This is a genomic window from Xanthomonas sp. GPE 39 (assembly GCF_000963005.1).
Lineage (GTDB): Bacteria > Pseudomonadota > Gammaproteobacteria > Xanthomonadales > Xanthomonadaceae > Xanthomonas_A.
Genome location: NZ_JZHZ01000007.1, coordinates 238,015 through 263,104, shown reverse-complemented (window position 1 = coordinate 263,104; position 25,090 = coordinate 238,015). Strand labels below are relative to the sequence as shown.

Below are 25,090 nucleotides of genomic sequence, written 5' to 3'. Positions count from 1 at the left end.
ACATACCGATGCTGACTGCGACAATCGAGGGCATCGGCCTGTGGGCGCCCGGCTTGCCCTCGTGGGCGGCGGCACAGGCATTCGCGCGCGGCGTCGGGACACTGCTGGAGACGCCAGCAAGACCATCGCCGCAACTACTGGCGCCGAACGAGCGACGGCGCGCACCGGACACCGTGGCGGTCTCGCTGGAGGTGGCCCTGGCCGCGTGCCAGCACGCCGGTCGCGATCCGGCCACATTGCCTTCGATATTCACCTCCACACATGGCGACATGATCATCACCGACTACATGTGCACCACCTTGGCCAGCGACCCACTCTCGGTCTCGCCGACCAAATTCCATAACTCGGTACACAATGCCGCCGCCGGCTACTGGACCATCGGCGCTGGCGCCACCACGACGACCACCGCGCTCAGCGCGCACCACGGCAGCTTCGCCCAGGGCTTGCTGGAGGCGCTGTCGCAACTGGCTGCGGGGGATGAAGCCGTCCTGCTGGTCGGCTACGACAGCCGCTCGGTCGGCGCGCTCGGGAGCATCTCGCACAGCGAGCAACTGCTCGGCGGTGCGCTGGTGCTCAGTAACGCGCGCGGCTCGGATCTACCGCGATTACAGGCGCACCTGCGCGACGGCGTCGCCGTGCCCGGTGACGGCGCGCTGGCACGGCATGCTGCGGCCAACGCCATGGCACCGATGCTGCCGCTGTTCGACGCGTTGGCCGTTGGTGGCGCTGGCTGCATGCTCGACGCGGGCGGCGGTCGCTGCCTGCAAGTGGATCTATCCGCATGAGCAGGACGCCATTGAGCGCAGTGGATGCCGCAATCCTGATCCCGGCACTGAACGAAGCATTGCGCATCCGCGAGGTGGTCAGCGACGCACTGGCGCATTGCCCGCGCGTGATCGTGGTCGACGACGGCTCCGACGACGGCACCAGCGACTGCCTCGCCGGCCTGCCGGTGACGTTGATCCGCCATCCGCAGCGGCTCGGCAAGGGCGCGGCCCTGCGCAGCGGTTTCGCCGAGGCGCAGCGTCAGGGCGCGCGCGCGGTGATGACCATGGACGGCGATGGTCAGCACAGCGCCAGCGACTTCCCTCGCCTACTGGCCGCGGCCAACCGCCATCCCGGCTGCGTGATCGTCGGCGCACGTCTGCGCAAACGCGCCAGCCAACCGACCATTCGCCGCATCGGCAACGATTTCGGCGACTGGGGCATCGCCTGGGGCTGCGGCTTCCGCCTGGTCGACAGCCAGAGCGGGCAGCGTCTCTACCCGCAGTCGGTCTACACCCTGCCCGATGTGCCCGGCGAGGGGTTCGTGTTCGAGGCGCAACTGTTGATCTCCGCCGCACGCCAAACCGGCGCGCGGGTGGTGGCGGTGCCGATCGAAACGCGCTACGCCAAGCAAACTCCAGGCACCTTCCGTAAGAGCCATTTCCGCCTGGTACGCGATCTGTGGAAGATCACCTCGCACGTGGTCGTGCAGGTGTGGAACTACGGCCACGTGGTGCGCGAATACCGGCGCGTCCGCGCCAACCCGGTGATCATCGACGACGCGGATGGCAGCGGTGCCGGTCTATCCATGGCTTGCGCAAAGGAATCGACGACATGAACGAACAGCGCGCGGACGTGGTGATCGTCGGTGGCGGACTGGCCGGACTGACCCTGGCCTTGCAACTACGCCAGCGCTTACCGGAGCTGCGCATCACGGTGCTGGAACGGCGCGCGCATCCGGTGCGCGAAGCCGCGTTCAAGGTCGGCGAGTCCTCGGTGGAAATCGGCGCGCACTACTTCGCCGAGGTACTGGGCCTGCGCGAACACCTCGATGTCGAGCAGATCCGTAAGTTCGGCTTCCGCTTCTTTTTTTCCGACCGGCGCGAGGATCTGGACCGCTGCACCGAACTGGGCGTGAGCAAGTTGCTGCCGACGCCATCGTGGCAGATCGACCGCGGCCGCTTCGAAAACTTCCTCGGTACGCGCGCACGCGCGCTGGGCGTGGAGTTCCTCGACGCCAGCACGGTGCGCGGGATCGCGCTGGCCGACGACGACGGCAATCACTGCGTGGACTACGCGCGCGAGGGTGTCCAAACCACGCTGCACGCACGCTGGGTGGTGGACGCCAGCGGTCGTGCCGGCCTGCTCAAACGCAAACTGGGTCTGGCGCAGGACAACGCACACCGCGCCAATGCCGTGTGGTGGCGGGTGGACGGACACATCGACCCCAATGGCTGGTCGCAGGACAACGCCTGGCTGCAACGCTGTACGCCACCGGACCGCTGGCGCTCGACCAACCACATGTGCGGCCCAGGCTACTGGCTGTGGCTGATCCCGCTGTCTTCCGGCGCGCATTCGCTGGGTATCGTCTGCGACGCCACCCTGCATCCGCTGGAAACGATGAACACTCACGACAAGGCCATGGCCTGGCTGCGCACGCACCAACCGCAGATCGCGCGCACGCTGGAACACAGCGCATACGCGGTGCAGGATTTCATGTTCCTGCGCGACTTTTCCTACGGCTGCAAACAGGTATTTTCGGCCCAGCGTTGGGCGCTGACCGGCGAGGCCGGTGTGTTCCTGGATCCGTTCTACTCGCCGGGCAACGACTTCATCGCCATCTCCAACACCTACATCTGCGAACTGATCGCACTGGAACGCGGCGGGGTCAACATCGCGCCCTATGCCGCGCTGTATCAGCAACTGTATTCTTCGTTTTACGAAAACACACTGACCCTATACCAAGACCAGTACCCGCTGTTCGGCGACGCGCAGGTCATGCCGGTCAAGGTGATCTGGGACTACACCTACTACTGGTCGCTGCTGGCCCCGTTGTACTGCTCAGGACGCACCACCAACGTGGCCGTGTTGGGGCAACTGCGCCCGGTGTTCGAGCACGCCAACGCGCTCAATCTTGGCGTGCAGGCATTGCTGCGCGATTGGGGCGCGGCCAACCGCGCGCAAGACGCCACGGTGATCGACGGACGCTTGCTGGACCAATACCTGATCGACTGGTTCCATGAACTCAACCGCGCTCTGCACGATCAGGTGGACGATGCGACCTTCGTCGCGCGCCTTCGCGGTCATGTCGCACACATGGCAACGCTGGCAAGCGAGATTCTCGAGCGCGCACAGCAGTGGCATCCCGCACTTGCCGACCATGGGCTGGCCGGGTGCAACAGCGTGTCGGCGGCGACACCGGTACTGTCGGCAGACTGGTACGCCAACGCCGCTTGAGTCGGCGCGAAAGCCTAACGCAGCGCAGCAATACCCGCATCGTGAACGAGCCGCAATCAAGCCTGAACATTCTGCAAATACAAATTAAGTCACACTATTTGGATTGCCACGCATCGCAATCTTGACCTGGCACCGGGGAGCATTAAGACGTACTGCAGTTGCGTCATCTCAGCGCCAAAACAGGAGGATTACATGTCGCCCACGTTCTCCGCCTTAACCCTTGCATTAGCAGGTCTTGCCGTATCGTCCGCCGCAATCGGACAGAACACCGGCAAGGGTGCGGCGGTGCCAGCGCAACTACAACAATCCTGCGAAGCATTAGCCACCAATCCCAACCTCAGCTATCCGGGCACAACGTTCACCGCCGTGAGGACCGTTCCGGCAGGCGCACTGAGCGTGGCGGGAAAACCCATCGACGCGCATTGCCAAATCACCGGCACGATGCACACCCGGGTCAGCGCGGTGGATGGCCAGACCTATGCCATTGGCTTCGAGATGCGGCTGCCCACCCAATGGAACGGTCGTTTCTTCTACCAGGCAAACGGCGGATTGGACGGCTACGTCGGCACGGCCGTCGGCGACATCGGCGGCAGCGCGCAGGTGGACAATCCCCTGCACATGGGTTTTGCCGTGATCGATTCCGATACCGGACACAACGGCAACCAGAACCCGTTGTTCGGGCTGGACCCGCAGGCCCGCCTGGACTATGGCTACCAAGCGGTGCAGGCGCTGACTCCGATGGCCAAGCACACCATCCAGACCGCCTACGGCAAACCACCGGATGTGAGCTATTTCGGCGGTTGTTCCAACGGTGGCCGCCACGCCATGGTGGCCGCCGCGCGTGACGCGCAGGACTACGATGGCATCCTGGCCGGCGACCCTGGATTCCACCTGCCCAAGGCCGCGATCGCGGACATGGCTGCCGCACAGCAATTGGCTGCGCTCACCGACGGCAATGATGTACAAAGCGGGCTCACCCGCGCCGAACGTGCGTTCGTCGCCAGCCGCATCGTCGCCACCTGCGATGCGCTGGACGGCGTCAGCGATGGCATGGTGCAGAATGTCAGCGCCTGCCAAACCCGGTTCAGCCTGGCACGCAACGTTCCCACCTGCGGTAGTGCCGGGCGCACCGGCCAGTGCCTGACTCAGGCGCAGAAGCAGGCGCTCGACGCGATCCACGCCGGACCGCAGAACAGCGCCGGCACCGCACTGTACGCGCCCTTTTTCTACGACCCTGGCATCGGCAGCGGCGACTGGGCCAACTGGCGACAGAATGCCTCGATGAACCTGGTGCCAGCCTCGGTAGCCTTCTTGTTCGAGACACCGCCGGAAAACACCTCGGTGAACCAGAATCTGGCCCAGTTCACCCTGCACTTCAATCTGGACCGCGACGCGCCCAAGATCTTCGCCACGTCTGGTCAGTACACCGAGTCGGCTTGGTCTTTCATGGGTCCACCAGACGAAACCCACTTGACGACGCTCAAGTCACGCGGCGGCAAGCTGCTGATCTACCACGGCACCGGCGACGGCATCTTCTCCTTCGCCGATACCGTGGACTGGTACCAGCGCTTGACCACGGCCGACCCCAATGCCGGAAGCTTCGCACGCCTGTTCCCGGTGCCAGGCATGGGCCATTGTGGCGGCGGCCCGTCCACCGACCAATTCGATGCACTGACGCCATTGATCGCCTGGGTCGAACAAGGTCAGGCGCCGACGGCGATTACCGCGACCGCACGCGGTGCCGGCAGCGGCTCCCCCAACGGCGAGGTACCGAGCAACTGGAGCAGTCAACGCAGCCGGCCACTGTGCCCCTATCCGCAAGTGGCCCAGTACGTCGCGGGCAATGTGGAGTCGGCCAGCAGCTTCACCTGCCAGTGAGCGCACGCTGGGCGGGAATTGGCACGCGGCGAGCTGCGGCCAGCCCTATGCAGCGTTCGCGGCTCGCCACGGCAGCCAGCGGACGTTGCACGGTGTTGCCGGATGCCATCGCGCGCATCCGGCGTCGCGCCCGCAATCGGGCTCAGCCCATCCCGCCGTTGATACCGATGACCTGCGCGTTGATATAGCCCGCCGCATCCGTGCAGAGAAAACCCACCAACGCGGCTACTTCCTCGGGCCGACCAGCGCGGCGAGCAGGGACCATTTGTTTGATCATTTCCGGCGCGAACGCCGCGCCGGCCATCGCGCTGTCGATGATCCCAGGCGCGACCACGTTGACGCTGATGCCACGGCTGGCCATTTCCAGCGCCAGCGACTTACTGGCGCTATGCAGCGCGCCCTTGGCAGCAGCATAGTTGGCCTGACCGCGATTGCCGATTACCGCCGACACCGAGGACACACTGACGATGCGTCCCCAGCGCGTGCGCGCCATCGGCAGTAACAGCGGCTGGGTGACGTGAAAGAACCCGTGCAACGAAACATCGATGACGCGATGCCATTGCGCCGCGCTCATCCCCGCCAGTGGGGCGTCGTCGTGAATGCCTGCGTTATTGACCAGCACTTGGATCGGTCCGGCCTCCAGCAACGCCGCCAGCGCATCGGCACTGGCCTGGGCATCGGTCACGTCGAACGCAACCGCTTCGGCACTGCCACCGGCCGCAATAATCGCCTCCACCACTGCCGCAGCACGCACAAGACCAGCGTTGGCATGCACGATGACATGTAGACCCTGCGCGGCAAGGGTGCGGCAGATCGCGCCACCAAGATCGCCGCTGCCGCCGGTGACCAGCGCGCGACGCGAAACAGCAGATGGGGACATCGAAGCTCCTCGGTGAAATGCAGACAAGGCCGCCATCCTAACGACCGACTGACATGCCGGTGTTGCCGGAACAGCACTTGTCCAATTTTTTTATAGGCAGCCGCGACCGATCATGCGCAGTCGCGGCGCGGCGACGCACGCTATGCGCTACCCAGCATAACCGTGGCGCGGCCTTCGGCCAGCGGTTGCCCAGCGTGGACGATGCGGAAGGCGTATTGCTGACTGTTCTCCATCTGCAGCAACACCTCGGCCTCGCACTCGATGGCCTGCGGCAGATCGTGCAGATCGGTGACATGCAACTGCACACCCCGCAACGCGACCAACATGCCTAGCCGCACCGCAATAGCGGGCGATATCGGCATGCTTGCGGCGGCGCGAGCGAGCAGGCCACCATGCACCGCCATCGCCTGCGCACCGTATTCGCACAGATGCAGCGCGCGCAACCGCTGACCGCAGCGCAACGGATGCTCGACACTGCGATGTGCCTGACTGCGTAGCACGATGCGCTGTGCATCCCAGCTCACTACCTGCTCCCACAGGCACATCAGGCCCTGATGCGGAATCAACGCCGCGATTGCATCGCGTCCGTCCAACCCGTCAGTGTGCGTGTGCATGCCCCGTCTCCTGCGTCGCTTCGCTGGCGGTCTCACGCGACACCAGCAGGGCCAATACAAAATTGAACAACACGCCCAGCGCCACGGTACTGCCGATCGCGCGCAACACAGGAATACTGGAGGCAGCCAACAACGCGAACACCAGCAGTGTCATCAAGCTGCACACGATCAAGGCATGCAGGGTACGTAGCTGATCGGCGCGGTCATCGCCGGCGTGATCGAAGAACAGCGCGTAATCCAGCCCCAAGCCAGCGGCCAGAATCAACGCGATGAGATGGAACAGATTCAATTCGACCCCGCAGCCGCGCAAAATCGCCAGGATCAGCAACGTGGTCAGTGCCATCGGCAACAGCACCCGCGCGATGCGACGTGGCGTGCGCAGCGCGATCGCCACAGTCAGTACCAGCAACACCGCCGCTACCCCCAACGCCCCCAGCACACGCCCACGGTAAGCGGCCACCAGCGATTCGGAAGCATCCTTGAGGTCCAGCAACTGTGCGCCGCTGCCCTGCACCACACTGGCCAGCCGCGCCGGATCGCGCAGCCCGGTCAGCGAAACCAGCGCGGTCGCGTGGTCGGAACGCTCCAGCAACAGACCGCCGACACTGGTCGCCAGCGGGGTACCACGCAAATCGTGCGGGGTGAGCGGCGGTGCGCTGCGCACGTACTGTAGGTCAGCCAAAAATGGCGCGAAGGCATCGACCCGGAATGGCGTGGCGGCGACCGCTGTGGCGGTAAGCGCCTGCGCCTGTGTCGGATCGGGCAAGGCAGCTTGGCGACGGCGCTGCGTCGCCACGCTCGGCAGGTAGCGGGCCGCCATGTCGTAGCCGGCGAGTTCACCCTGCGCAACCAGCGCATCCAAGCGTGGCCGCAGTCGCTCGGATGCCGCCAACGCCGCGTCCACGGACACCGCCGACAATGCCAGCACGTAGCGCACGTCGGGCGCCCCCAATTCCTGGCGCAGATGCGCGTCGCGGGCCAGGTCCGCAGCCGGCACCGGGGTCAGCTTGGACAGATCGTTCTGCCAGAACCGCCCGGGCGCGAAGACGATGATCGCCACTGCGGCCAGCGCCAGCGGCAGCAACGACCAACGCGGCCGCGGCAATCGTGCAATGCCGTGCCACAGCCGTGCCAGCGCCGGCGAGTCGGCGTGGTCGCGCGGCGATGGATCGATCAACGCCGGCAACAACAGGCGCGTGGTCAATGCCGCCACCAGCAACCCGGCGATCGTGAACACGGCCAGTTGACGCAGCCCGTCCACGCCGGAAAACAAAAAGGTGACGTAGGCGATACAGGTGGAAACCACGCCGGTGGCCAGCGTCGGCCACAAATGGCGCGCATTCTCTCGCGGATCCAGGCCCGGACGCTGATGGCTGAACAAGTGGATCGGATAGTCCTGCACCACACCGATCAAGGTGAAGCCGAACGCCACGGTGATGCCATGCACGCCATCGAACAGCAACGCCACCGCAGCCAACCCGGCCAACCCGGCACTGGCCAACGGCAGCACACCCAACACCGGAATCTTCCAACTGCGGTAGGCGACCAGCAACAGCACGATCAAGCCCACGGTATCCAGGGTACCGATCCACTGTGCCTCGGTCTGAGTACGCCCGCCGATCTCCACCGAAAATGCACCGGGGCCGGTGAGGGTCAAACGACTGCTACTGCCTGCGGCGACCTTGGCGAACGCGCGATGGATCGCATCCACCGCCTGCTGCTGGCCGGTGGGATCGAAACCGGCGGCGTGGGTTTGCGCCACTAGCAACGCTTGCTTGCCGGTGCGATCGAACCACACGCCGGCGCGTGGTTGCGGAGCGCCGGCCGGCTGCAACGACTCGGCCAGATGCAGCACTTCCATCGTCGGGTCACGCGGCAGCAGCGGCTCGACCATGCTCGCCGCTGGCGAGCCCAAATCTTGCAGCCGCGCCTGCAGCGCATCGGCTAGGGTCGCCGTATCCAGCGGCTTGGCATCGAAGCTGTCGCTGAGCAGATAGCGGTACGGCAGCAGGCGCTCGGGGATCGCGTCCAGACCGGCGTCGGCGCCGTTGGCGACCAATTCGAACACGTCGCGCTGCGCGGCCAATTGCGCACGCAATGCCTGCGACTGCCGTGCCAATGTGGCCGGCGCATCCCCCGACAACGACATCAGCAATAACCGCGAACCGGGACCTTCGCCAAGTTCGTCCAGCAGGAGTTTCTGTGCGGGGGTACGGGCTTGCGGCATGAATTTGCGCAGATCTCCCGACAGCTGCAAGGCATTGCCCAGCCACACGCCCGCCACGGTCAGCAACGCCAGCCACAGCAGCGCCAGCGCGATCCGCATCTTCGAACTCAGCCCACGCATCATCGCCGCTGCCCCATTGTCGCTCCGCGCAGAGGCGGCATCAGCTCGCGTCGCCGTGGCATAGCGCGGTCAGCGCAGTGGTGTCGGCGATGTCGGCGGCGGCGTGGGCAGCGCCGGCCAGCAGGGTGCGCTGCACCTCGCCGCTAGCCGGGGTCGTCTCGATGCAGCGCAACTCCGCGCCGCGCCCGTACAAGCGCAGGCTGCGCACGCGCGCGGCCAGTGCCGCTTGCTTGGGTTGCAACTGCAGTTGCCAGTGCTCGCGTGTGCCGGCGCTGCTCAAGGTGTACTGCTGCTGCAATTGTGCGCGATCACCCGATAGCAACGCACCGAAGCCACTCTGCAGCCCGGCCAGTTCGGGAACCCGTGCCAGCGAAAAACGCTTAGGCGGTTTGCCGTCGCGCTCCAGCATGGCCTCGTCACCACGCAAGGTGGTGGTCTCGTGATAAGGCGCGGTGACCTCGCGCACCAGCGTCTGCGCGTCCGGACGGCGGTATTCGCCCTGCACGCGCAACGTCGCCTTCAGCAGCGCCGAGCGGCGCAATTCGACGAACGCTGTGCTGACCGGTACCGGTCGCACCAGTTGCTGCAGAATCCAATCCGGGTCCAGCGGCTCAGGCGACGCGACGCATAGCGGTGCGGCGCTGCACAGCAGTATCAGCATCGATAACAAGGTGCGACGCATCGGCATGGGGGTCGTTCCAGAAATCGTAGAAGTTGAACCAGTTGTAGGGCGCCGAGCGGGTGTAATGCTCCAGCCTGACGGCGTAATCGCGGATGAGCCCGGCCAGCGCCGGCGCGCGTTGTCGGCGCGGCAGGTCCAGGCACTCGCTGAAGGTCTCGAACACCAACTCGTAGCGGTTGCCGCCACGGTACAAACCGAAGGCCAACACCACCGGCACCTTCAGCGCGGCGGCGATCAGCCACGGCGAGGTTGGGAACCGCGCCTGCTCGCCGAGGAAGGCAACCGGCAGGGCGGGGTCCTGCGGCTGCGGGCGATCCACCAGCAATGCAATCAGCGCTCCCTCGTCGGCCGCCTGCTTGATCGCCATGACCACCGCGGTACTGTCCATGCCGGCATCGATGATATTGGCCGCCAGTGACGGATTCAGCGCGGCCAGCAACCCCGTCAGCGCCGGATTGTGCGCTTTGTCCAACACCACCTTGACCTGCACGTCCGGACGCCGCGTGGCCAGCACCCGCAACGCGTCGAAGCTGCCCAGGTGCGAGCCGAAGATCAGCACACCGCGACCGCGGTCGGTCTGCGCACGCAGTTGGTCCAGGCCATGGATCTGGATCCGGAAACGGTGCATCTGCCCGCACAGCATAAACACGCGGTCGAGGATGGTGGAAGCGAAGGTATGAATGTGCCGGGCCACCTCCAACAAGGTCGCTGGACGGCCGAAAACGCGGCTCAGGTAACGCCGCGAATCGCCCCGTTCGTCGCGGCGCACCAGCAGGAAATACAGGGTGATCGGATACAGCAGCACACGCCCGATGGTGCGACCGCCGTAACGGGCGATGCTACGGATCAGCCACAACGCGAAGTGGCCCCCGCCTTCCGGACGCTGTTTCCAGACGACGCTCATGCCAGCGCCTCCGCGCTCAATTCACCGCTGACCAGCAGATCATCGCCACGCAGCACGCGGAAACGCCAACGCGGTGCCACACCATCCAGTTCCACCCGCGCCGGCTGGCCTGGCAACAGCGGCAGCAGAAACTTCACTTGCGGCAAGCGCAGCGGCGCACGGACGCCGTGCGCGGCCTCGACGGCCTGCAGCACGTGATCCAAGACCACAACGCCGGGCACGATCGGACGACCGGGGAAATGCCCCGGAAGACTGGGATGATCATGCGGGACGACAAAATCCATACAAACGACTCTATATTCTGGGTTCAAGCATGGCGCGCACGGCCTGGTGAGCACGCTCGGTCAACATCTTTCGGGTCAACGGACCATTATCGCCCTGGACCCGGATCGGTGCGCCGATCCGCACCCGGATTATCCCGGAGCGGACACGAAACAGACTGTCTGGCGGCAAGACCTTGCCAGCCCCATCCAATGCCACCGGGATCACGTCCACCCCGGCATCGATGGCGGCCTGCAGCAACCCGGCTTTGAACTCGGCCAGTTCTCCGCTGCGGCTACGGGTACCCTCCGGGAACAGACACAAGTCTTCGCCACGACGCAGCAATGCCGCAGCCTCGCGGCGCACGATCGCCCCGGCCTGGCGGCTGTTACGGTCCAGGAACAACATACCGGTGTAACGCGCATACCAATTCACGAACGGCACCTTGAGCATCTCGTCCTTGAGCAGGAAGCGCAACGGGACCGGCAACGCCATGAACAACGCGCAGATGTCGATAATCGACTGATGGTTGCTGACGAACAGGTGATTGCGCGACCAGTCCACCCGCTCCCGGCCCTCCACCTGCAGGCGCACCCCGGCACCGAACAACAGCCCGGGCGCCCAGATCCGCGCGGCCATGCGTAGCGGCAGGCGTGGCCCGGTAAACGCTCGCAGTGCCAACGCAAGCAGGATTCCCAGCGCCGTATAGACCATGGTGAATAGCAATTGCAGCGCGTTCCACACCACGCAGGCCATGCGCAACGGCATCCTTGTATGGGGCATCTTCCGTTGTTCCTTGATAATCCGACACCTCTGGCATCCACGGTGATGCGTGCCTCGGCGCAACAGGTCGCGCCAAAAACCGGCCCCCATCACGCCAACCGGTGTAGGAGAGCGGACAGGTTACGGTAGGGACGCTGCGGAAACCAGCGTCCACGCAACAGGGACTCCTCGACCCGGACCACGGTCAGCCGGCGCGTGTAGCGCCGCTGTTCGGGGCTGATGGGCATGGTCGTACCGTTACAGCACCTCAACCATGCAGGTAATCAACGGTGCGCACCCGCGCCGCCGGCTGCGACCGAAGAACCCGACGACCCAGGCGGCCGGCAACACCAGCAATATGCTGAGCAACAAAAACGCATTGGGCGAGCGCCACAGCGGCACCAACGCCGCGATCAAACCATCCCCAGCCACCACCGCCAAAACCGACACCGCCGCATCGGCTGCAACAGCCGCAATCAATCGCAGGACCACGTCGGCAGGCAGCGCCCAATGCGTGTGGCAATGGGCCAGCGCGCGGTACAGCCGCGCCGATAACACGCCTAACGCAGCACCCAAGACCTAACGGGTTGGATCAGTTGATCTTGTTCGCTTGGACATGCTCCGACAGGGCGCGCAACGAGGCAAAAATGCGGCGGTTCTCGTCGTTATCCGAGCGTAACTGGAAGCCATAGTGCTTGCTGATCGCCAACGCCAACTCCAGGGCGTCGATCGAGTCCAGCCCCAAACCGGTGTTGAACAGTGCCGCCTCCGGGTCGATATCGCCGGGCTGCACGTCCTCCAGGTTCAGGCTCTCGACCAGCAGCTCGGCCAGTTCACGTTCGGCGGGGGTTTGCGAAGACATCCTAGGCTTCCGGACTTTAAAGAGGGTGGCACAAGATGGTGCATCGGACGCGATGACGCAACCATGCGAACGCAAGCGACGCGCTATTATGCACGTCGCTTCACTGCTCCGCTGGAGATTCTTTCAGGATGGAACCCCGCATTTCTTCACACATAAGCGCCGCAGCACCACCGACTATCGTCGACACGCCCGACGTGTTGGTCATCGGAGGCGGGCCGGCAGGCTGCGCCGTGGCCATCGCGCTGGCACAACAGGGTTGGCAGGTGACGGTGCTGGAAAAAGACCGTCATCCACGTTTCCACATCGGCGAATCGCTACTGCCAATGAACATGCCGATCCTGCAGCGGCTGGGAGTACTGGAGCAGGTCCGCGCCATCGGTGTGCTCAAACTCGGCGCGGATTTTCCGAACGATGCGGGCGGCTACAACACCTTTCGCTTTGCCCATGCGCTCAACGCTCAATTCGACTATGCCTTCCAGGTACCGCGCGCCGATTTCGACCGGGTCCTGGCCGAGCGGGTCCGCGCCGTCGGCGCGACCCTGCACGAGGGTACCCGGGTCGAGACAGTGCAACTGGACGGCGACAGGCCGGTGGTACAGGCGCGCAGCGCCGAGGAGGGCCTGCGCCACTACCGCCCACGCTACCTGATCGACGCCAGCGGTCGCGATACCTTCCTGGGCAACAAGCTCAAACTCAAACGCGCCAATGCGCGGCACGCCTCGGCGGCGCTGTTCAGCCATTTCCGCGGGGTCACGCGGCGTCCGGGCGAGGATGCCGGCAACATCAGCATTTACCGCCACGCCCACGGTTGGATGTGGCTGATCCCACTGCCCGACGGCGTGATGAGCGTCGGCGCAGTCTGCGATCCGTCGTACATGAAGACCCGCCAGGGCGACAGCGAGAGTTTGTTGATGCGAACCCTGGCATTGAACCCGGACGTCGCCGCCCGCATGACCGACGCGCAACGCATCGCGCCGGTACATGCCACCGGCAACTATGCCTACGAATGCACGCGGATGAGCGGGCCGCGCTGGCTGATGCTGGGCGACGCCTATACGTTCGTGGATCCGATGTTCTCCTCCGGCGTCTACCTGGCGATGCACAGCGCCGAACGCGGCGCGGCAATGGTCGATGCAGCGCTGCGCGACCCAGCCAGCGAGGCACGGCTGCAGCGACGCCTGGAAAAACACCTGCGCGGCGGCCTGGATCAGTTCAAGTGGTTCATCTACCGCTTCACCTCGCCCACTATGCGCGAGCTATTCGCACAGCCACGCAACGTGCTGCAAGTCGAGCAGGCGGTCTTGGCGATGTTGGCCGGCGACGTGTTCGACAACCACGCGGCGCTGCGGCGCCTGCGCGTGTTCCGCATCATCTACGCCATTTCCGCCCTGGCGATGTTGCCACGGGCCTGGAGCGCCTGGCGGCATCGCCGCCGTCAGGCGCGCGAAGAGTTTCATGGCGACACGTTACATCGAGAACCATCATGAACCCGCCATATCCGCAATTCCAAGAGCACGCACACCACCACCCGCAACTGCAGGTGGAATACGTCGCTGAAACCGATCCAAGCCAAATACTGGCCGAGGACAACGTGTTGGCCGTGTTCGGCTTCGGCGAGACAGCGCCGCATCACGACGATCCGCGCTACTTACGGGTGCCGTTGCAGCCGTACGGCCCGCGCATGCTCGAAATCTGGCGCACGGACGCACCGGTGCGCAGCGGCCGCGATGGTGCCATTGCCTGGGCCAGCGATGGCCGGCTGCAGTTCGCCGCCATCGAGATCGACGAGCGCACACTGGATATGGAGATCGAAGAAGCAGCAACCCAAGCCTATGCCCAGATCAGCGCCTTCGTTGCCAACAGCGCCACGCCCTGTCTGCTGCGCATCTGGAACCATCTGGACGCGATCACCCTGGGGAGCGGCGATCGTGAGCGTTACCGCCGTTTCTGTGTCGGCCGTGCCCGTGGTCTAGGCGACTTCGACGCCAGCCGGCTGCCAGCGGCGACCGCCGTCGGTCGCTGCGACGACGCTCCCGTAATGCAGATCTATTGGCTGGCGGCGGCACGGGCGGGCACGCCGCTGGAAAATCCGCGCCAGGTCAGTGCCTACCATTACCCGCGACAGTACGGCCCACAGTCACCGAGCTTCGCCCGTGCGATGCTGCCACCGGCCGGGAGCGATATGCCGCTGTTGCTGTCAGGCACCGCCAGCGTGGTCGGCCACGCGTCGATGCACCGCGGACAATTGCTAGCGCAATTGGAAGAAACCTTCGCCAATTTCGACGCCTTGCTGGGCGCCGCACGCACCCACGTGCCGGAGCTGCCGGCGCAGTTCGGCGACGGTACCCGGTTGAAGGTCTACGTCCGCGAAAAAGCCGACCTGCCGCTGGTCGCCGAGGCGCTCGATGCCCGTTTCGGCGAGCGGATCCCGCGCCTGTTGCTCCATGCGGTGATCTGCCGCGACGAACTGGCGGTGGAGATCGACGGCGTGCATGGCTGATCCTGGCGCGGTAACGCGCCGGATGTCCATTGGCGGAAGTGCGGCATCGCTATCTCACTGCACGCCACGTCAGCAGCGCGTCGAAGCGCTGCTGACCTGATCCGCTCAACCATCGCGCACGCCCGCCAGCAATGCCAGCATGCGCTCGCGCGGCAGCTTGCCAGTCTCGTTGCGCGGCAACGCGTCGAGCAGGCGCAGGCGGCGCGGCAGGAACAGCGGATCCAGTTCGCGGCGTAATGCGTCCAGGATCGCGTCTTCATTCAATGTGGGGGCGACCACCACCGCCGCGATGCGGCCCACCGCCTGTCCCGGCTCCGGGTCCAGTTGCAGCATCGCACCGTCCAGCACGCCAGGCAGGGCGAGCAGGCGGCGAGTCAGGTCGGCCAAGGACGCGCGCTTGCCCCCAATCTCCAGCAGATCGGCCTGGCGTCCGCGCACTTGGAAACGCCCGTCGGCATCGACCTCCATCAAGTCGGCCAGCAGCACCGGCTGGGCCAGATGCGGTGCATGAACCAGGGTGCCGTCCGGCTGTGGCAACACCCGCACGCCCGGTAACGGCGTCCATGACACCTCTTGCGCAGTACGCCGGCTGGCGAAGATGCAGGTTTCGGTGGAGCCGAACATCTCGCGCACTTCGCCACCGAAACGCGCCTGCGCCGCCGCCGCCAACTCCTGCGCCAGCGGCGCGGTCGCCGAGACGATGCCGGCCAACGGCGGCAGCGCGACACCGGATTCGACCAGGGCACGCAGATGCACCGGCGTGGTCACCAGCAAACGTGGCACCGGCAACTGAGCCAAGGCACGGGCCACGTCCTCGGGAAAGAATGGCCGGGCGGCATGCACCGCCAGCGGCGTCACCAGCGGCAGCAGCACCGACAGCTCCATGCCATACATGTGCTGCGGCGGCACCGTCGCCACCACCTGCGGCACCGCGTCGGCGGGCCACAAGCCCGCCAATGCCAGTAGATCCTGGCGGGTGCTGGTCAGAAAGCTACCCCAGGTCTTGGGATTGGGTTTGGGCGCGCCGGTGCTGCCGGAAGTGAAGCCGATCGCGACCAGCGCATCCTCGGCCAATTGCGGCATCGGTCCATCCAGCGTTGGCAGCGGCACCGGCAACCGCCAATAGCCCGGCGGCGCGTCGAGCATGGCCAGATCGCCCAGGCAATAACAATCGGGATGGCTACGATGTACTTCGGCGACCACCGCCGGAGCGCGCGAAGACGGTAGCAGCGAGATCTGTCCACGTAACGCCACGGCACAGAACGCCACCATGAACTGGTAACGGTCCTCGCACAGATTCAGCGCATAGCGACCGTCCGGCAACAGCGCGGCCAGACCGCGCACATGACCGAGAAAGGTCGCCAGATCGATCTGTTCGCCATGGGTATAGGCCAGCGGGCGCTGCGCATCGCCGACGGCGAGGGGATGCAGCGGGGCGGCAACGGGGTGGATGGAGGAAACAGCAGACATGCGTGGGGCGGCTCGGGCAGGACAATCTCCCGCAACGCACGCGGGGACTCCTAGCTTGGCCGGCGACGCTGGACCTGGCAAGCCAGTCGGCGCGGCAGCGAGCGGCGCCCACCCCAGTGTCATTCAGCGACTGCTACGCTTACCGTTTGCTGTTTGTTCGGAACCCCGATGCGCCATCTGGCCCTGAGTGCTGTTGTATTGCTATCCCTGTCCTGCTCACCGCCATTGGTTGCGGCTCAGGATGTGACCACGCTGACCATCGAACAAACGATGGCGGATCCGGACTGGATCGGGCCATCTGTCGAGGACGCCTGGTGGGCCTGGGACGGGCGCCAAGTGCAATACAAACTCAAGCGCAACGGCAGCCCAGTGCGCGACACCTACCGCCAGGGGATCGACGGCAGTCCCGCGCAGCGGATCGAGGATACGCAACGCAGCACACTGGATGCGGCCAACCCAGTCTACGACACAGCCCGCCAACGCATGCTGTTCGTGCGCAATGGCGATGTCTTCCTGCGCGATCTGCGCAGCGGCGCGCTGACCCAGCTGACCCGCAGCAATCAAGCGGCCGCACGGCCGCAGTTCACCAGCGACGGCGGCGCACTGTGGCGGGTCGGCAACGACTGGTACCGCTGGAATCCCGGCAGCGGCATCGCGCAGGCGGCACTACTCAAGGCCGAGCGCGATCCCGATAGCGCACCCAAATTAGACACGCTGCGTGCGCAGCAACTGCGTACATTGGAGACACTGGCTCGCGATCGCGCGCAGCGCGAGTTGCTGCGTCAACAAGAGCAGGCTTGGCGGCGTGCCGATGGCAGCCGCGCGCCGGCACCGGTGTATCTGGGCGAGGACGTCGTCATCGACGACAGCGCGCTATCGCCGGACGGTCGCCATCTACTGGCCGTGACCCACGCCAGAGGTGCCGACGAAGGTCGCGAAGGCAAGATGCCCAGGTACGTGACCGAATCCGGTTACGAAGAATTCCAGGAAGTGCGCACGCGCGTCGGTCGCAACCCACCGCTGGCGCAGAGTCTGTGGCTGGTCGATATCGCTGCCGGCAGCGCACGCAAACTCGACTTCGCCATCCTGCCCGGCATCCACAACGATCCACTGGCTGCACTACGCAAGGCGGCCAAGCAGGAACCGCTGCATGGGCCACGCGCGGTCCGGGTGGAGACCGACGGTGATGGCAGCGGCGCGGCGATGCACTGGAGCGATGACGGCCGCAACGTCGCGGTGATGTTGCGCGCGGTGGACAACAAGGACCGTTGGATCGCCAGCGTCGACCTGGACAAAGCCGTGCTGCAGCCACGCCACCGGCTCACTGACCCGGCCTGGATCAACTGGAACTTCAACGATTTCGGCTGGATGCCAGACAACCAAACGCTGTGGCTGCTATCGGAACAATCCGGTCATGCGCACCTGTACACCCAGCGTGGCGCCGATAAACCGCGCCAACGCACCTCCGGCAAATGGGAAGTGTCCGCGCCGATGGTCAGCGCCGATGGCCAGGGCTTCTTGTTCCTGTGCAACCGCAAGTGGCCAGGCGGCTACGAGGTATGCAAGCTGGATCTGCGCGACGATAGCGTTGTTGAACTGACCTCACTGGAAGGTGTCGAGGACTTCGCACTATCGCCAGACGGCCACCAGCTACTGGTGCACTACTCCGGCCCCTACCTGCCGCCGCAACTGGCGGTGCTGCCCGTCAGCGGCGGCAACGCGCGCGTGCTGACCGATACCCGCAGCGCCGCATTCAAGGCACGTGCGTGGATCCAGCCGCAATTCGTGCAGATACCGTCCACGCATGGCGCCGGCACGATCTGGGGCAAGTACTACGGCCCGCCGCATCCCGAACCCGGCAAGCATTATCCGGTGGTGATGTTCGTGCACGGCGCCGGCTACCTGCAGAATGTCTCGGCACACTACACCTCGTATTTTCGCGAGCAGATGTTCCACAACCTGCTGGTGCACAAGGGCTACATCGTGCTCGACCTGGATTACCGCGCCAGCGCCGGCTACGGCCGCGACTGGCGCACCGCGATCTACCGCAACATGGGTCATCCGGAACTAGAGGACTATCTGGACGGCCTGGATTGGCTGGTCGCCACCAAGCAAGGCGACCGTCACCACGCCGGCATTTACGGCGGCTCCTACGGCGGCTTCATGACCTACATGGCGCTGTTCCGTCGCCCCGGCACGTTCAAGGCCGGCGCCGCGCTGCGCCCGGTGGCCGACTGGAGCCAGTACAACCACGAATACAGCGCCGACATCCTCAACACGCCCGATCTGGATCCACAGGCCTACCGCACCTCTTCGGCGATCGAGTACGCAAGTGGACTACACGATCACCTGTTGATCGGCCACGGCATGGTCGATGACAACGTGTTTTTCAAGGACTCGATCGACATGACCCAGAAGCTGATCGAACTGCATAAGGACAATTGGGAGATCGCACCGTATCCGCTGGAGCGACATGGCTTTACCCGCGCCGATTCCTGGCTGGACGAATACAAGCGGATCCTGAAATTGTTCGAGCAGGAACTGAAGTAGGCGATGCCTCTGTCGCGGTCGCGGCGTGGTGACGCCGATGACCGCGCCGCCCGTCGGCGATGACCAGCGATGACGACCATCGGACAATGTGCCGTGTTTGCGCATGACGCATGCCCGCACGCCACTTGCACCTGTGCAAGCAGACTCTATCTTTGCCGATGCGTGGCAGCACGCCAGACCTGCACCCAACCGAGGGATCGCCCATGTCACCACCACCGCTGCCCGCCGCAGAACACCAGATGATCGATGCGATGGGCAAGTTCGCACTCTTGCTTGGCGTGCTGTCGCTGCTGTTGGCACTGGTACCGGCACTGACGCTGATGGTGCTACCCGAAGGCAACATCGAAACAATACTGCAGCCATTTGGACTACCGTTGCCGCCGTGGCTGCACTGGTGCATGGCCCATGCGAGCGCACTGTCCTGGCTAACGGCAGCGCTAGCGCTGGGGTTATGTGCGACCTCATGGGCCTTGTTACAACGGCGCGAATGGGCCCGGCGCGTATTCGTGGCATTCCTGGTCCTCACCGCCGTGGCTAATTTCGCGGTATTGCCGCTGCTGTGGCAGTTGTTCGACATGCTGCAAGCATGGGCGCCGCAACACGGCTTGGATGCGCAAATGCAGCAGCAGTTGCACTCCGGCGGCATCACCATCATCTTCGGCGCACTGCTCACCGCGCTGGTTTTCGCCGTTCTGCATGGCTGGCTGGCGTACCAGCTCTCGCGCCCAGCGCTGCGCAGCAGCTTCCGCCGCTGAGCAGCACCACGCGCAACACGGACAGCGTTCACCCGGATTGGCGCGACGCAGCGCCGGCTGAATCCAATGCGTCCTCGGCAACGGACCGCGCATCATCACGCACACGCCCAGGCGGCAAACTTCTAGAATAGGGGTATGCAAACCTTCGACCGTGTCCGCGACTATCTCACTGGTCTGCAAGACCGCATCTGTGCCGCCGTCGAGGCTGCCGACGGCCAGGCCCGTTTCGCCGAAGACGTGTGGCAACGCGCCGAGGGCGGTGGCGGCCGCACCCGCATTTTGCGCGATGGCGCGGTCTTCGAGCAGGCCGGGGTCGGCTTCTCCGACGTGTCCGGCACGCGCCTGCCCCCCTCGGCCAGCGCCAACCGCCCGGAACTGGCCGGCGCGTCCTGGCGCGCGGTCGGGGTGTCGCTGGTGTTCCATCCACTCAGTCCATATATCCCCACCACCCACACCAACGTGCGTTATTTCGAGGCCGAGCGCGAGGGGACGACCGTCGCCTGGTGGTTCGGTGGCGGTTTCGACCTGACGCCTTACTACCCGTTCGACGAAGACGCGCGCCACTGGCACCAGACCGCGCACGATTTATGTGCGCCATTCGGCGCCGAGCGGTACCCCGCGCATAAGCGCTGGTGCGACGAGTATTTTTATCTCAAACACCGCAACGAGACGCGCGGCGTGGGTGGTCTGTTCTTCGACGATCTGCATGCCGATTTCGAACGCGATTTCGCCTACCAACGCGCGGTGGGCGATGGTTTTCTGGATGCCTATCTGCCGATTGTGGCGCGCCGCCGCGCCCTGCCCTGGGGCGAGCGCGAGCGCGAGTTTCAGCTCTATCGGCGCGGGCGCTACGTGGAATTCAATCTGGTCTACGACCGCGGCACCCTATTCGGCCTGCAAAGTGGCGGCCGCAGCGAGAGCATCTTGATGAGCCTGCCGCCACGAGTGCGCTGGGAATACGGCTTCCAGCCGGAACCAGGCAGCCCCGAAGCGCGTCTGGCTGAGTATCTGGTGCCACGGGACTGGCTGGCCTGAGCACGCCACGGCGCGCCAAAGCGCGCATGGTGCACTCGGCGGTGGGACACACGCGCATTTAGGCGTTTTTCGCTGAGCATCGACCGCATAGCGATGCGAAAAGTTGCGGCCGCGACTTAGCGCATTTCAGTCCGAATGGCTGCTCGCTTTCATCGCCGGAGGCATCGCTGCGCATGACCACAGCAGGCTGCACGCATCGTCGCAGCTCGCAGGCATCGTCGCTGAACGATGGATCTATCCACTCGAACACAGCGACACGGTAGTCCCTGTCCCCTCACTTGCTGGCGGTCGCGGGAGCATGGAGGACGTTAAGGCCTAAATAGAAAGGCCCCGCAGACCAAGGGGCGGGTCGGCGGGGCCAGGGAAAGGAGACTTGGGGAGGAGTCTCCGTTCCTAGATCTGCTCCAGGGGATGGGAGGAGATCCGCGACAAGCGTTGCGCTTGTCGAGGGTTATGAAACCACTTTCTACCTTTCTCATTCGTGAAAATTCTGGTTAAAATTTCGTCATGTTTAGGACGGATTCATTCCAAAATATTCACGCGGAAAACAGCATAAATTCCGCATTCTCTGCACACAGCAGTTGACTGCAGGACGTCGTCACACGCCACCGCATTGCGGGTTCCGTAGCTTAATGCGCCTCGTCCCAGTTATCGCCCACACCGCTGTCCACGACCAGTGGCACTTTCAACTCTGCCGCTGCGGCCATGCGCCGAGTCACCTCGGGCAACATTATCTCGATAAAGTCAGCGTCGACTTCGAATACCAGTTCGTCGTGCACCTGCAAAATCATCAGCGCGCGCGTGCGGTGATCCTGCAACCACGTGTCCACACTGACCATGGCGCGCTTGATGATGTCCGCAGCGGTGCCCTGCATCGGCGCGTTGATCGCGGCGCGCTCGGCACCGGCACGCAAGCCTTGCTGTTTGGCGTTGATGTCGTTCAGGTACAGACGGCGACCGAACAGGGTCTCCACGTAACCCTGCGTGCGCGCCTGCTCGCGCATGCGCTCCATGAAGTCGCGCACCGCCGGGTAGCGGCTGAAGTACAGCGCCACGTAGTCTTGCGCATCGCCACGGCCGATGCCGAGGTTGCGCGCCAGGCCGAACGCGCTCATGCCGTACATCAGGCCGAAATTGATCGCCTTGGCGGCGCGGCGCTCGTTGGCGCTGACCTGCTCCACCGTGCGCCCGAATACCTCGGCAGCGGTGGCGCGATGCACGTCCACACCTTGACTGAAAGCGCGTAACAGGCCCGGATCCTCGGACAGATGCGCCATGATCCGCAACTCGATCTGCGAGTAATCGCAGGCAATCAGCTTACGGCCAGGCGGAGCGACGAAGGCGCGACGGATGCGGCGGCCATCCTCCGTGCGGATCGGGATGTTCTGTAGATTCGGATCGGAAGAGGACAGCCGCCCGGTCGCGGCACCAGCTTGGTGGTAGCTGGTGTGGACGCGCCCGGTCTCAGGGTTGACCATCTCCGGCAGCTTATCGGTGTAGGTGCTGCGCAGCTTGGCCAAGCCACGATATTCCAGGATCACCCGCGGCAGTTCGTGCTGGTCGGCGATGGCCTCCAGCGCTTCTTCGTTTGTGCTGGGCTGGCCCTTGGGGGTTTTCAACAGGGCGGGCAGCTTCAGCTCGTCGAACAGTACCGCCTGTAACTGTTTGGGCGAATCCAGATTGAAACTGCGCCCAGCCAACCCGGTGGCTTTCTGCTGCGCGGTCAGCATGCGCTGGCTCAACACCTGGCTCTGCTTGCGCAGCTCGGCGATATCCACGCACACGCCATTGGCCTCGATACGCGCCAACACCGGTACCAGTGGCATTTCGATCTCGCGGTACACCCGCGCCAGTGCCGGCTCGGCCTCCAATTGCGCAGACAGCGCACGGTGCAGGCGCAAGGTGATATCGGCGTCTTCGGCGGCATAGCCCGTGGCATCGTCGATGGCCACCTGCGAGAACGCGATCTGCTTTGCGCCCTTGCCGGCCACGTCCTCGTATTTGATCGTGTCGTAACCCAGGTAGCGCTTGGCCAGCGAGTCCATGTCGTGGCGGCTGGCGGTGGAGTTGAGCACGAAACTCTCCAGCATGGTGTCGTCGGCATACCCGCGCACCTGCACGCCGTGGCGACGCAGCACATGCAGGTCGTACTTACCGTGCTGGCCGACCTTGCGCTTGGCCGGATCTTCCAACAGCGGTGCGAGCGCCGTGAGTGCCTGCGCGCGGTCCAACTGCGCCGACACACCTGGATAGTCGTGACCCAAGGGCAGGTAGTGGGCATGGCCGGGTTCGATGGCGAAACTGAGTCCGACCAAATTGGCGCGCATTGCGTCCAAGGCATCGGTTTCGGTGTCGAAGGCGAAGCTGTCGGCGGCGCGCAAGCGCGCCAGCAACGCATCGAACTGCTCGGCCGTCGTGATTGCAGCGTAGTGGCCCTTCGCGGCCAACGCCGGATCCAGCGCAGCATCGGGCGCAGCGGCAGCACGGGCATAACCAGCGGCAGTACCGCGCAGGCTAGGGCTGGTCTGGCTGGCGACGTGCGGGGCAGTCACACCACCGTCCAGGTCGCGCAACGCCTGGGTGAAACCGTAGCGCTGGTACAAGCCGCGCAACTGCTCCGGCTCCGGCTCGCGCAGGCCCAGCGTGCGCGGGCCGCCGGACAGCACGACATCGGTCTTGATCGTGACCAGATCGCGGTTCAGCGGCAGCCGCCCCAGCGCCGCGCGCAGGTTATCGCCGATCTTGCCTTTGATGGCATCGGCATTGGCGATCACTGCATCCAGCGACCCGTAGTCGGCCAGCCATTTGGCGGCGGTCTTGGGTCCGCACTTCTCCACTCCGGGTACGTTGTCGATGGTGTCGCCCATCAGCGCCAACAGATCGACGATCTGGCACGGCAACACACCGAACTTTTCCATCACCGCCGCATCCGAATCCATGCGGCTGCCGCTCATGGTGTTGACCAACTGCACCCCGGGACGCACCAACTGGGCGAAATCCTTATCGCCAGTGGAGATGGTCACGTCCAGGCCATCGCCCACGCCTTGCAGGGCCAAGGTGCCGATCACATCGTCGGCCTCCACTCCGCTCTCGCGCAAAATGGTGATGCCGAGTGCGTGCACGATCTGACACATCGGCTCGACCTGCGCACGCAGCTCCTCGGGCATCGGCGGGCGGTTGGCCTTGTACTGCGGGTACAACGCGTCGCGGAAGGTCTTGCCCGGAGCATCCACCACGAAGGCGACGTACTCGGGACGTTCCTTCAGCGTGGCGCGCAGCATGTTGACCACACCGAACAATGCGCCGGTGGGTTCACCGGCGGCATTGGTCAGCGGCGGGAGCGCGTGGAACGCGCGATACAGGTAGCTGGACCCGTCGATCAGGACTAATCGGCTCATCGGCCAATTCTACGCTGCCGCCCTGCGCGCACCGAATACGGCCGCACAGCGCATAATCGGCCACCATTCCCCTGCCCGTGGAGAAACGCTGCGATGAAAGCCCTGATCCTGATCCCGCTATTGCTACTGGCGGGCTGCGCCTCCACCGGCACTGGCCCGGACGGCGCGCCGGCGGACATGCGCGGCGCGCAAGTGACCCAACACAAGATGGAAAACGGCGACACCGTGGACGAGTACCGCATGGGCGGCCAGTTGCGCATGGTCAAGGTGACCCCGGCGCGTGGCCCGGCCTACTACCTGTACGACCGCAACGGCGACGGCCACATGGACGGCAACAAGGAGAACGTCTCGCCGGTGTACTGGAAGCTGTACAGCTGGTGACGCGTTGACGCCCCGCTGCGCCGATTGGCGCAGCGCACGGCGACTCAGCGAATCACCAGCACCGGCACCTTGCTATTGGCCAACACTTCCGCCGTCTGGCTGCCAAGCAGTATTCGACTCATGCCGCGACGGCCATGCGAGGTCATCACAATCAGGTCGCTGGCACAGGTGATCGCCATGTCGATGATCCCCTCGGCCGCATAACGGTCGAGCAGGTGGCGGCCATGTGCGCTCACCCCGGCGAGCGCAGCCGCGGCCAGCGCTGGTGCCAGAATCGTCTGCGCGCCGGCCTCGCGGTCGCGACGGTATTCGGGGCTGGCCTCATAGCCCACGCCCCAGCCCATGGCATCGTACATGCCCATGGCCCATGGTTCGGAAACCGTGAGAATGTCCACCTGCGCACCGAGCTTGGCGGCCAGCGCCAGCCCATGCTGCAAGCCTTTGGCGGACAACTCGGAACCATCGATGGCAATCAGGATGCGCTGGTACATGGTGTGCTCCGGTGGCGCCATCAACGGCGACAACAGCAGCATTGCACACACACTGTGGACTGCACGCATGGAGCGAGATCGAATTCAGTCGCGAGCGG

General features: G+C 64.8%; 23 protein-coding genes. 10 read left to right on the top strand and 13 right to left on the bottom strand.

What is annotated here, in order from left to right; genetic code table 11:
• Window positions 1–8 precede the first annotated feature (8 nt).
• From XALGPE39_RS00920 to XALGPE39_RS00905, 4 genes are all read left to right on the top strand, one after another.
• Window positions 9–785, top strand: a complete 777-nt coding sequence (locus tag XALGPE39_RS00920; RefSeq protein ID WP_045728857.1) for a beta-ketoacyl synthase chain length factor — start codon at window positions 9–11, stop codon at window positions 783–785.
• Complete coding sequence (locus XALGPE39_RS00915; protein WP_045726603.1) at window positions 782–1,603, top strand: glycosyltransferase family 2 protein; 822 nt, start codon at window positions 782–784, stop codon at window positions 1,601–1,603. Before XALGPE39_RS00920 ends, XALGPE39_RS00915 begins: the two co-directional genes overlap by 4 nt.
• On the top strand, window positions 1,600–3,222 hold the full coding sequence (locus XALGPE39_RS00910) for an NAD(P)/FAD-dependent oxidoreductase (protein ID WP_045726602.1): 1,623 nt from the start codon (window positions 1,600–1,602) through the stop codon (window positions 3,220–3,222). The genes XALGPE39_RS00915 and XALGPE39_RS00910 overlap by 4 nt, the downstream gene beginning before the upstream one ends.
• A 192-nt stretch (window positions 3,223–3,414) precedes the next feature.
• Window positions 3,415–5,100 carry a tannase/feruloyl esterase family alpha/beta hydrolase gene (locus XALGPE39_RS00905; RefSeq protein ID WP_045726601.1) on the top strand — a complete coding sequence of 562 codons (1,686 nt, stop codon included), beginning with the start codon at window positions 3,415–3,417 and terminating at the stop codon, window positions 5,098–5,100.
• Window positions 5,101–5,242: 142 nt separating this feature from the next.
• Here XALGPE39_RS00905 and fabG read toward each other — a convergent pair whose 3' ends face one another.
• The 10 genes from fabG to XALGPE39_RS00860 form a co-directional block, all read right to left on the bottom strand.
• Window positions 5,243–5,980 (bottom strand): 3-oxoacyl-ACP reductase FabG, encoded by a 738-nt coding sequence (gene fabG, locus XALGPE39_RS00900; RefSeq protein ID WP_045726600.1) that lies wholly within the window; start codon window positions 5,978–5,980, stop codon window positions 5,243–5,245.
• A gap of 140 nt (window positions 5,981–6,120) precedes the next feature.
• Window positions 6,121–6,573 carry a phosphotransferase gene (locus XALGPE39_RS00895; RefSeq protein ID WP_045728856.1) on the bottom strand — a complete coding sequence of 151 codons (453 nt, stop codon included), beginning with the start codon at window positions 6,571–6,573 and terminating at the stop codon, window positions 6,121–6,123.
• 4 nt (window positions 6,574–6,577) lie between these two features.
• A complete protein-coding gene (locus XALGPE39_RS00890; protein WP_045726599.1) occupies window positions 6,578–8,944 on the bottom strand; it encodes an MMPL family transporter in 2,367 nt (788 codons plus the stop codon).
• 37 nt (window positions 8,945–8,981) lie between these two features.
• Window positions 8,982–9,629, bottom strand: coding sequence for a LolA-related protein (locus tag XALGPE39_RS00885; protein WP_304413335.1), 648 nt, complete (start codon window positions 9,627–9,629; stop codon window positions 8,982–8,984).
• Window positions 9,553–10,527 carry an acyltransferase gene (locus XALGPE39_RS00880; protein ID WP_045726598.1) on the bottom strand — a complete coding sequence of 325 codons (975 nt, stop codon included), beginning with the start codon at window positions 10,525–10,527 and terminating at the stop codon, window positions 9,553–9,555. Before XALGPE39_RS00880 ends, XALGPE39_RS00885 begins: the two co-directional genes overlap by 77 nt.
• Complete coding sequence (locus XALGPE39_RS00875) at window positions 10,524–10,811, bottom strand: dehydratase (protein ID WP_045726597.1); 288 nt, start codon at window positions 10,809–10,811, stop codon at window positions 10,524–10,526. The genes XALGPE39_RS00880 and XALGPE39_RS00875 overlap by 4 nt, the downstream gene beginning before the upstream one ends.
• Before the next feature lie 10 nt (window positions 10,812–10,821).
• Entirely contained in the window at window positions 10,822–11,571 is a 750-nt protein-coding gene (locus XALGPE39_RS00870; protein WP_045726596.1) for a lysophospholipid acyltransferase family protein, read from the bottom strand.
• An 89-nt stretch (window positions 11,572–11,660) separates the two neighbouring features.
• On the bottom strand, window positions 11,661–11,798 hold the full coding sequence (locus tag XALGPE39_RS16310) for a hypothetical protein (protein ID WP_235429723.1): 138 nt from the start codon (window positions 11,796–11,798) through the stop codon (window positions 11,661–11,663).
• Window positions 11,799–11,808: 10 nt separating this feature from the next.
• Window positions 11,809–12,126: a hypothetical protein gene (locus tag XALGPE39_RS16305; RefSeq protein ID WP_052689948.1), complete on the bottom strand. Its 318-nt coding sequence runs from the start codon at window positions 12,124–12,126 to the stop codon at window positions 11,809–11,811.
• Window positions 12,127–12,142: 16 nt separating this feature from the next.
• On the bottom strand, window positions 12,143–12,412 hold the full coding sequence (locus tag XALGPE39_RS00860; RefSeq protein WP_045726595.1) for a phosphopantetheine-binding protein: 270 nt from the start codon (window positions 12,410–12,412) through the stop codon (window positions 12,143–12,145).
• Window positions 12,413–12,540: 128 nt separating this feature from the next.
• Between XALGPE39_RS00860 and XALGPE39_RS00855 the strand changes: the two genes are divergently transcribed.
• Window positions 12,541–13,899, top strand: coding sequence for an NAD(P)/FAD-dependent oxidoreductase (locus XALGPE39_RS00855; RefSeq protein ID WP_152624789.1), 1,359 nt, complete (start codon window positions 12,541–12,543; stop codon window positions 13,897–13,899).
• On the top strand, window positions 13,896–14,912 hold the full coding sequence (locus tag XALGPE39_RS00850) for a pteridine-dependent deoxygenase (protein ID WP_045726593.1): 1,017 nt from the start codon (window positions 13,896–13,898) through the stop codon (window positions 14,910–14,912). Before XALGPE39_RS00855 ends, XALGPE39_RS00850 begins: the two co-directional genes overlap by 4 nt.
• A gap of 105 nt (window positions 14,913–15,017) precedes the next feature.
• Here the strand turns inward: XALGPE39_RS00850 and XALGPE39_RS00845 are convergent, their stop codons facing one another.
• Window positions 15,018–16,382, bottom strand: coding sequence for an AMP-binding protein (locus tag XALGPE39_RS00845; RefSeq protein ID WP_045726592.1), 1,365 nt, complete (start codon window positions 16,380–16,382; stop codon window positions 15,018–15,020).
• Between the two features lie 168 nt (window positions 16,383–16,550).
• Here XALGPE39_RS00845 and XALGPE39_RS00840 point away from each other — a divergent pair, with 168 nt between their 5' ends.
• From XALGPE39_RS00840 to hemF, 3 genes are all read left to right on the top strand, one after another.
• Window positions 16,551–18,932 carry a S9 family peptidase gene (locus tag XALGPE39_RS00840; RefSeq protein WP_045726591.1) on the top strand — a complete coding sequence of 794 codons (2,382 nt, stop codon included), beginning with the start codon at window positions 16,551–16,553 and terminating at the stop codon, window positions 18,930–18,932.
• Between the two features lie 203 nt (window positions 18,933–19,135).
• A complete protein-coding gene (locus tag XALGPE39_RS00835; RefSeq protein ID WP_045728854.1) occupies window positions 19,136–19,687 on the top strand; it encodes a hypothetical protein in 552 nt (183 codons plus the stop codon).
• A gap of 135 nt (window positions 19,688–19,822) precedes the next feature.
• Window positions 19,823–20,722, top strand: a complete 900-nt coding sequence (hemF, locus tag XALGPE39_RS00830) for an oxygen-dependent coproporphyrinogen oxidase (RefSeq protein ID WP_045726590.1) — start codon at window positions 19,823–19,825, stop codon at window positions 20,720–20,722.
• Between the two features lie 629 nt (window positions 20,723–21,351).
• On the opposite strand, the gene polA is transcribed toward hemF, so the two are convergent.
• Window positions 21,352–24,120 carry a DNA polymerase I gene (polA, locus tag XALGPE39_RS00825; protein ID WP_045726589.1) on the bottom strand — a complete coding sequence of 923 codons (2,769 nt, stop codon included), beginning with the start codon at window positions 24,118–24,120 and terminating at the stop codon, window positions 21,352–21,354.
• A 93-nt stretch (window positions 24,121–24,213) separates the two neighbouring features.
• Here polA and XALGPE39_RS00820 point away from each other — a divergent pair, with 93 nt between their 5' ends.
• Window positions 24,214–24,501, top strand: coding sequence for a DUF2782 domain-containing protein (locus XALGPE39_RS00820; protein WP_045726588.1), 288 nt, complete (start codon window positions 24,214–24,216; stop codon window positions 24,499–24,501).
• Window positions 24,502–24,545: 44 nt separating this feature from the next.
• Here the strand turns inward: XALGPE39_RS00820 and XALGPE39_RS00815 are convergent, their stop codons facing one another.
• Window positions 24,546–24,992: a universal stress protein gene (locus tag XALGPE39_RS00815; protein WP_045728853.1), complete on the bottom strand. Its 447-nt coding sequence runs from the start codon at window positions 24,990–24,992 to the stop codon at window positions 24,546–24,548.
• Window positions 24,993–25,090: the final 98 nt, after the last annotated feature.

What these genes read in the sequence shown, in the direction of transcription:
- XALGPE39_RS00920 (WP_045728857.1), top strand. Translation starts at nt 9, where the DNA reads ATGCTGACTGCGACAATCGAGGGCATCGGCCTGTGGGCGCCCGGCTTG.
- XALGPE39_RS00915 (WP_045726603.1), top strand. Translation starts at nt 782, where the DNA reads ATGAGCAGGACGCCATTGAGCGCAGTGGATGCCGCAATCCTGATCCCG.
- XALGPE39_RS00910 (WP_045726602.1), top strand. Translation starts at nt 1,600, where the DNA reads ATGAACGAACAGCGCGCGGACGTGGTGATCGTCGGTGGCGGACTGGCC.
- XALGPE39_RS00905 (WP_045726601.1), top strand. Translation starts at nt 3,415, where the DNA reads ATGTCGCCCACGTTCTCCGCCTTAACCCTTGCATTAGCAGGTCTTGCC.
- fabG (WP_045726600.1), bottom strand. Translation starts at nt 5,980, where the DNA reads ATGTCCCCATCTGCTGTTTCGCGTCGCGCGCTGGTCACCGGCGGCAGC.
- XALGPE39_RS00890 (WP_045726599.1), bottom strand. Translation starts at nt 8,944, where the DNA reads ATGATGCGTGGGCTGAGTTCGAAGATGCGGATCGCGCTGGCGCTGCTG.
- XALGPE39_RS00885 (WP_304413335.1), bottom strand. Translation starts at nt 9,629, where the DNA reads ATGCCGATGCGTCGCACCTTGTTATCGATGCTGATACTGCTGTGCAGC.
- XALGPE39_RS00880 (WP_045726598.1), bottom strand. Translation starts at nt 10,527, where the DNA reads ATGAGCGTCGTCTGGAAACAGCGTCCGGAAGGCGGGGGCCACTTCGCG.
- XALGPE39_RS00875 (WP_045726597.1), bottom strand. Translation starts at nt 10,811, where the DNA reads ATGGATTTTGTCGTCCCGCATGATCATCCCAGTCTTCCGGGGCATTTC.
- XALGPE39_RS00870 (WP_045726596.1), bottom strand. Translation starts at nt 11,571, where the DNA reads ATGCCCCATACAAGGATGCCGTTGCGCATGGCCTGCGTGGTGTGGAAC.
- XALGPE39_RS16310 (WP_235429723.1), bottom strand. Translation starts at nt 11,798, where the DNA reads ATGCCCATCAGCCCCGAACAGCGGCGCTACACGCGCCGGCTGACCGTG.
- XALGPE39_RS00860 (WP_045726595.1), bottom strand. Translation starts at nt 12,412, where the DNA reads ATGTCTTCGCAAACCCCCGCCGAACGTGAACTGGCCGAGCTGCTGGTC.
- XALGPE39_RS00855 (WP_152624789.1), top strand. Translation starts at nt 12,541, where the DNA reads ATGGAACCCCGCATTTCTTCACACATAAGCGCCGCAGCACCACCGACT.
- XALGPE39_RS00850 (WP_045726593.1), top strand. Translation starts at nt 13,896, where the DNA reads ATGAACCCGCCATATCCGCAATTCCAAGAGCACGCACACCACCACCCG.
- XALGPE39_RS00845 (WP_045726592.1), bottom strand. Translation starts at nt 16,382, where the DNA reads ATGTCTGCTGTTTCCTCCATCCACCCCGTTGCCGCCCCGCTGCATCCC.
- XALGPE39_RS00840 (WP_045726591.1), top strand. Translation starts at nt 16,551, where the DNA reads ATGCGCCATCTGGCCCTGAGTGCTGTTGTATTGCTATCCCTGTCCTGC.
- XALGPE39_RS00835 (WP_045728854.1), top strand. Translation starts at nt 19,136, where the DNA reads ATGTCACCACCACCGCTGCCCGCCGCAGAACACCAGATGATCGATGCG.
- hemF (WP_045726590.1), top strand. Translation starts at nt 19,823, where the DNA reads ATGCAAACCTTCGACCGTGTCCGCGACTATCTCACTGGTCTGCAAGAC.
- polA (WP_045726589.1), bottom strand. Translation starts at nt 24,120, where the DNA reads ATGAGCCGATTAGTCCTGATCGACGGGTCCAGCTACCTGTATCGCGCG.
- XALGPE39_RS00820 (WP_045726588.1), top strand. Translation starts at nt 24,214, where the DNA reads ATGAAAGCCCTGATCCTGATCCCGCTATTGCTACTGGCGGGCTGCGCC.
- XALGPE39_RS00815 (WP_045728853.1), bottom strand. Translation starts at nt 24,992, where the DNA reads ATGTACCAGCGCATCCTGATTGCCATCGATGGTTCCGAGTTGTCCGCC.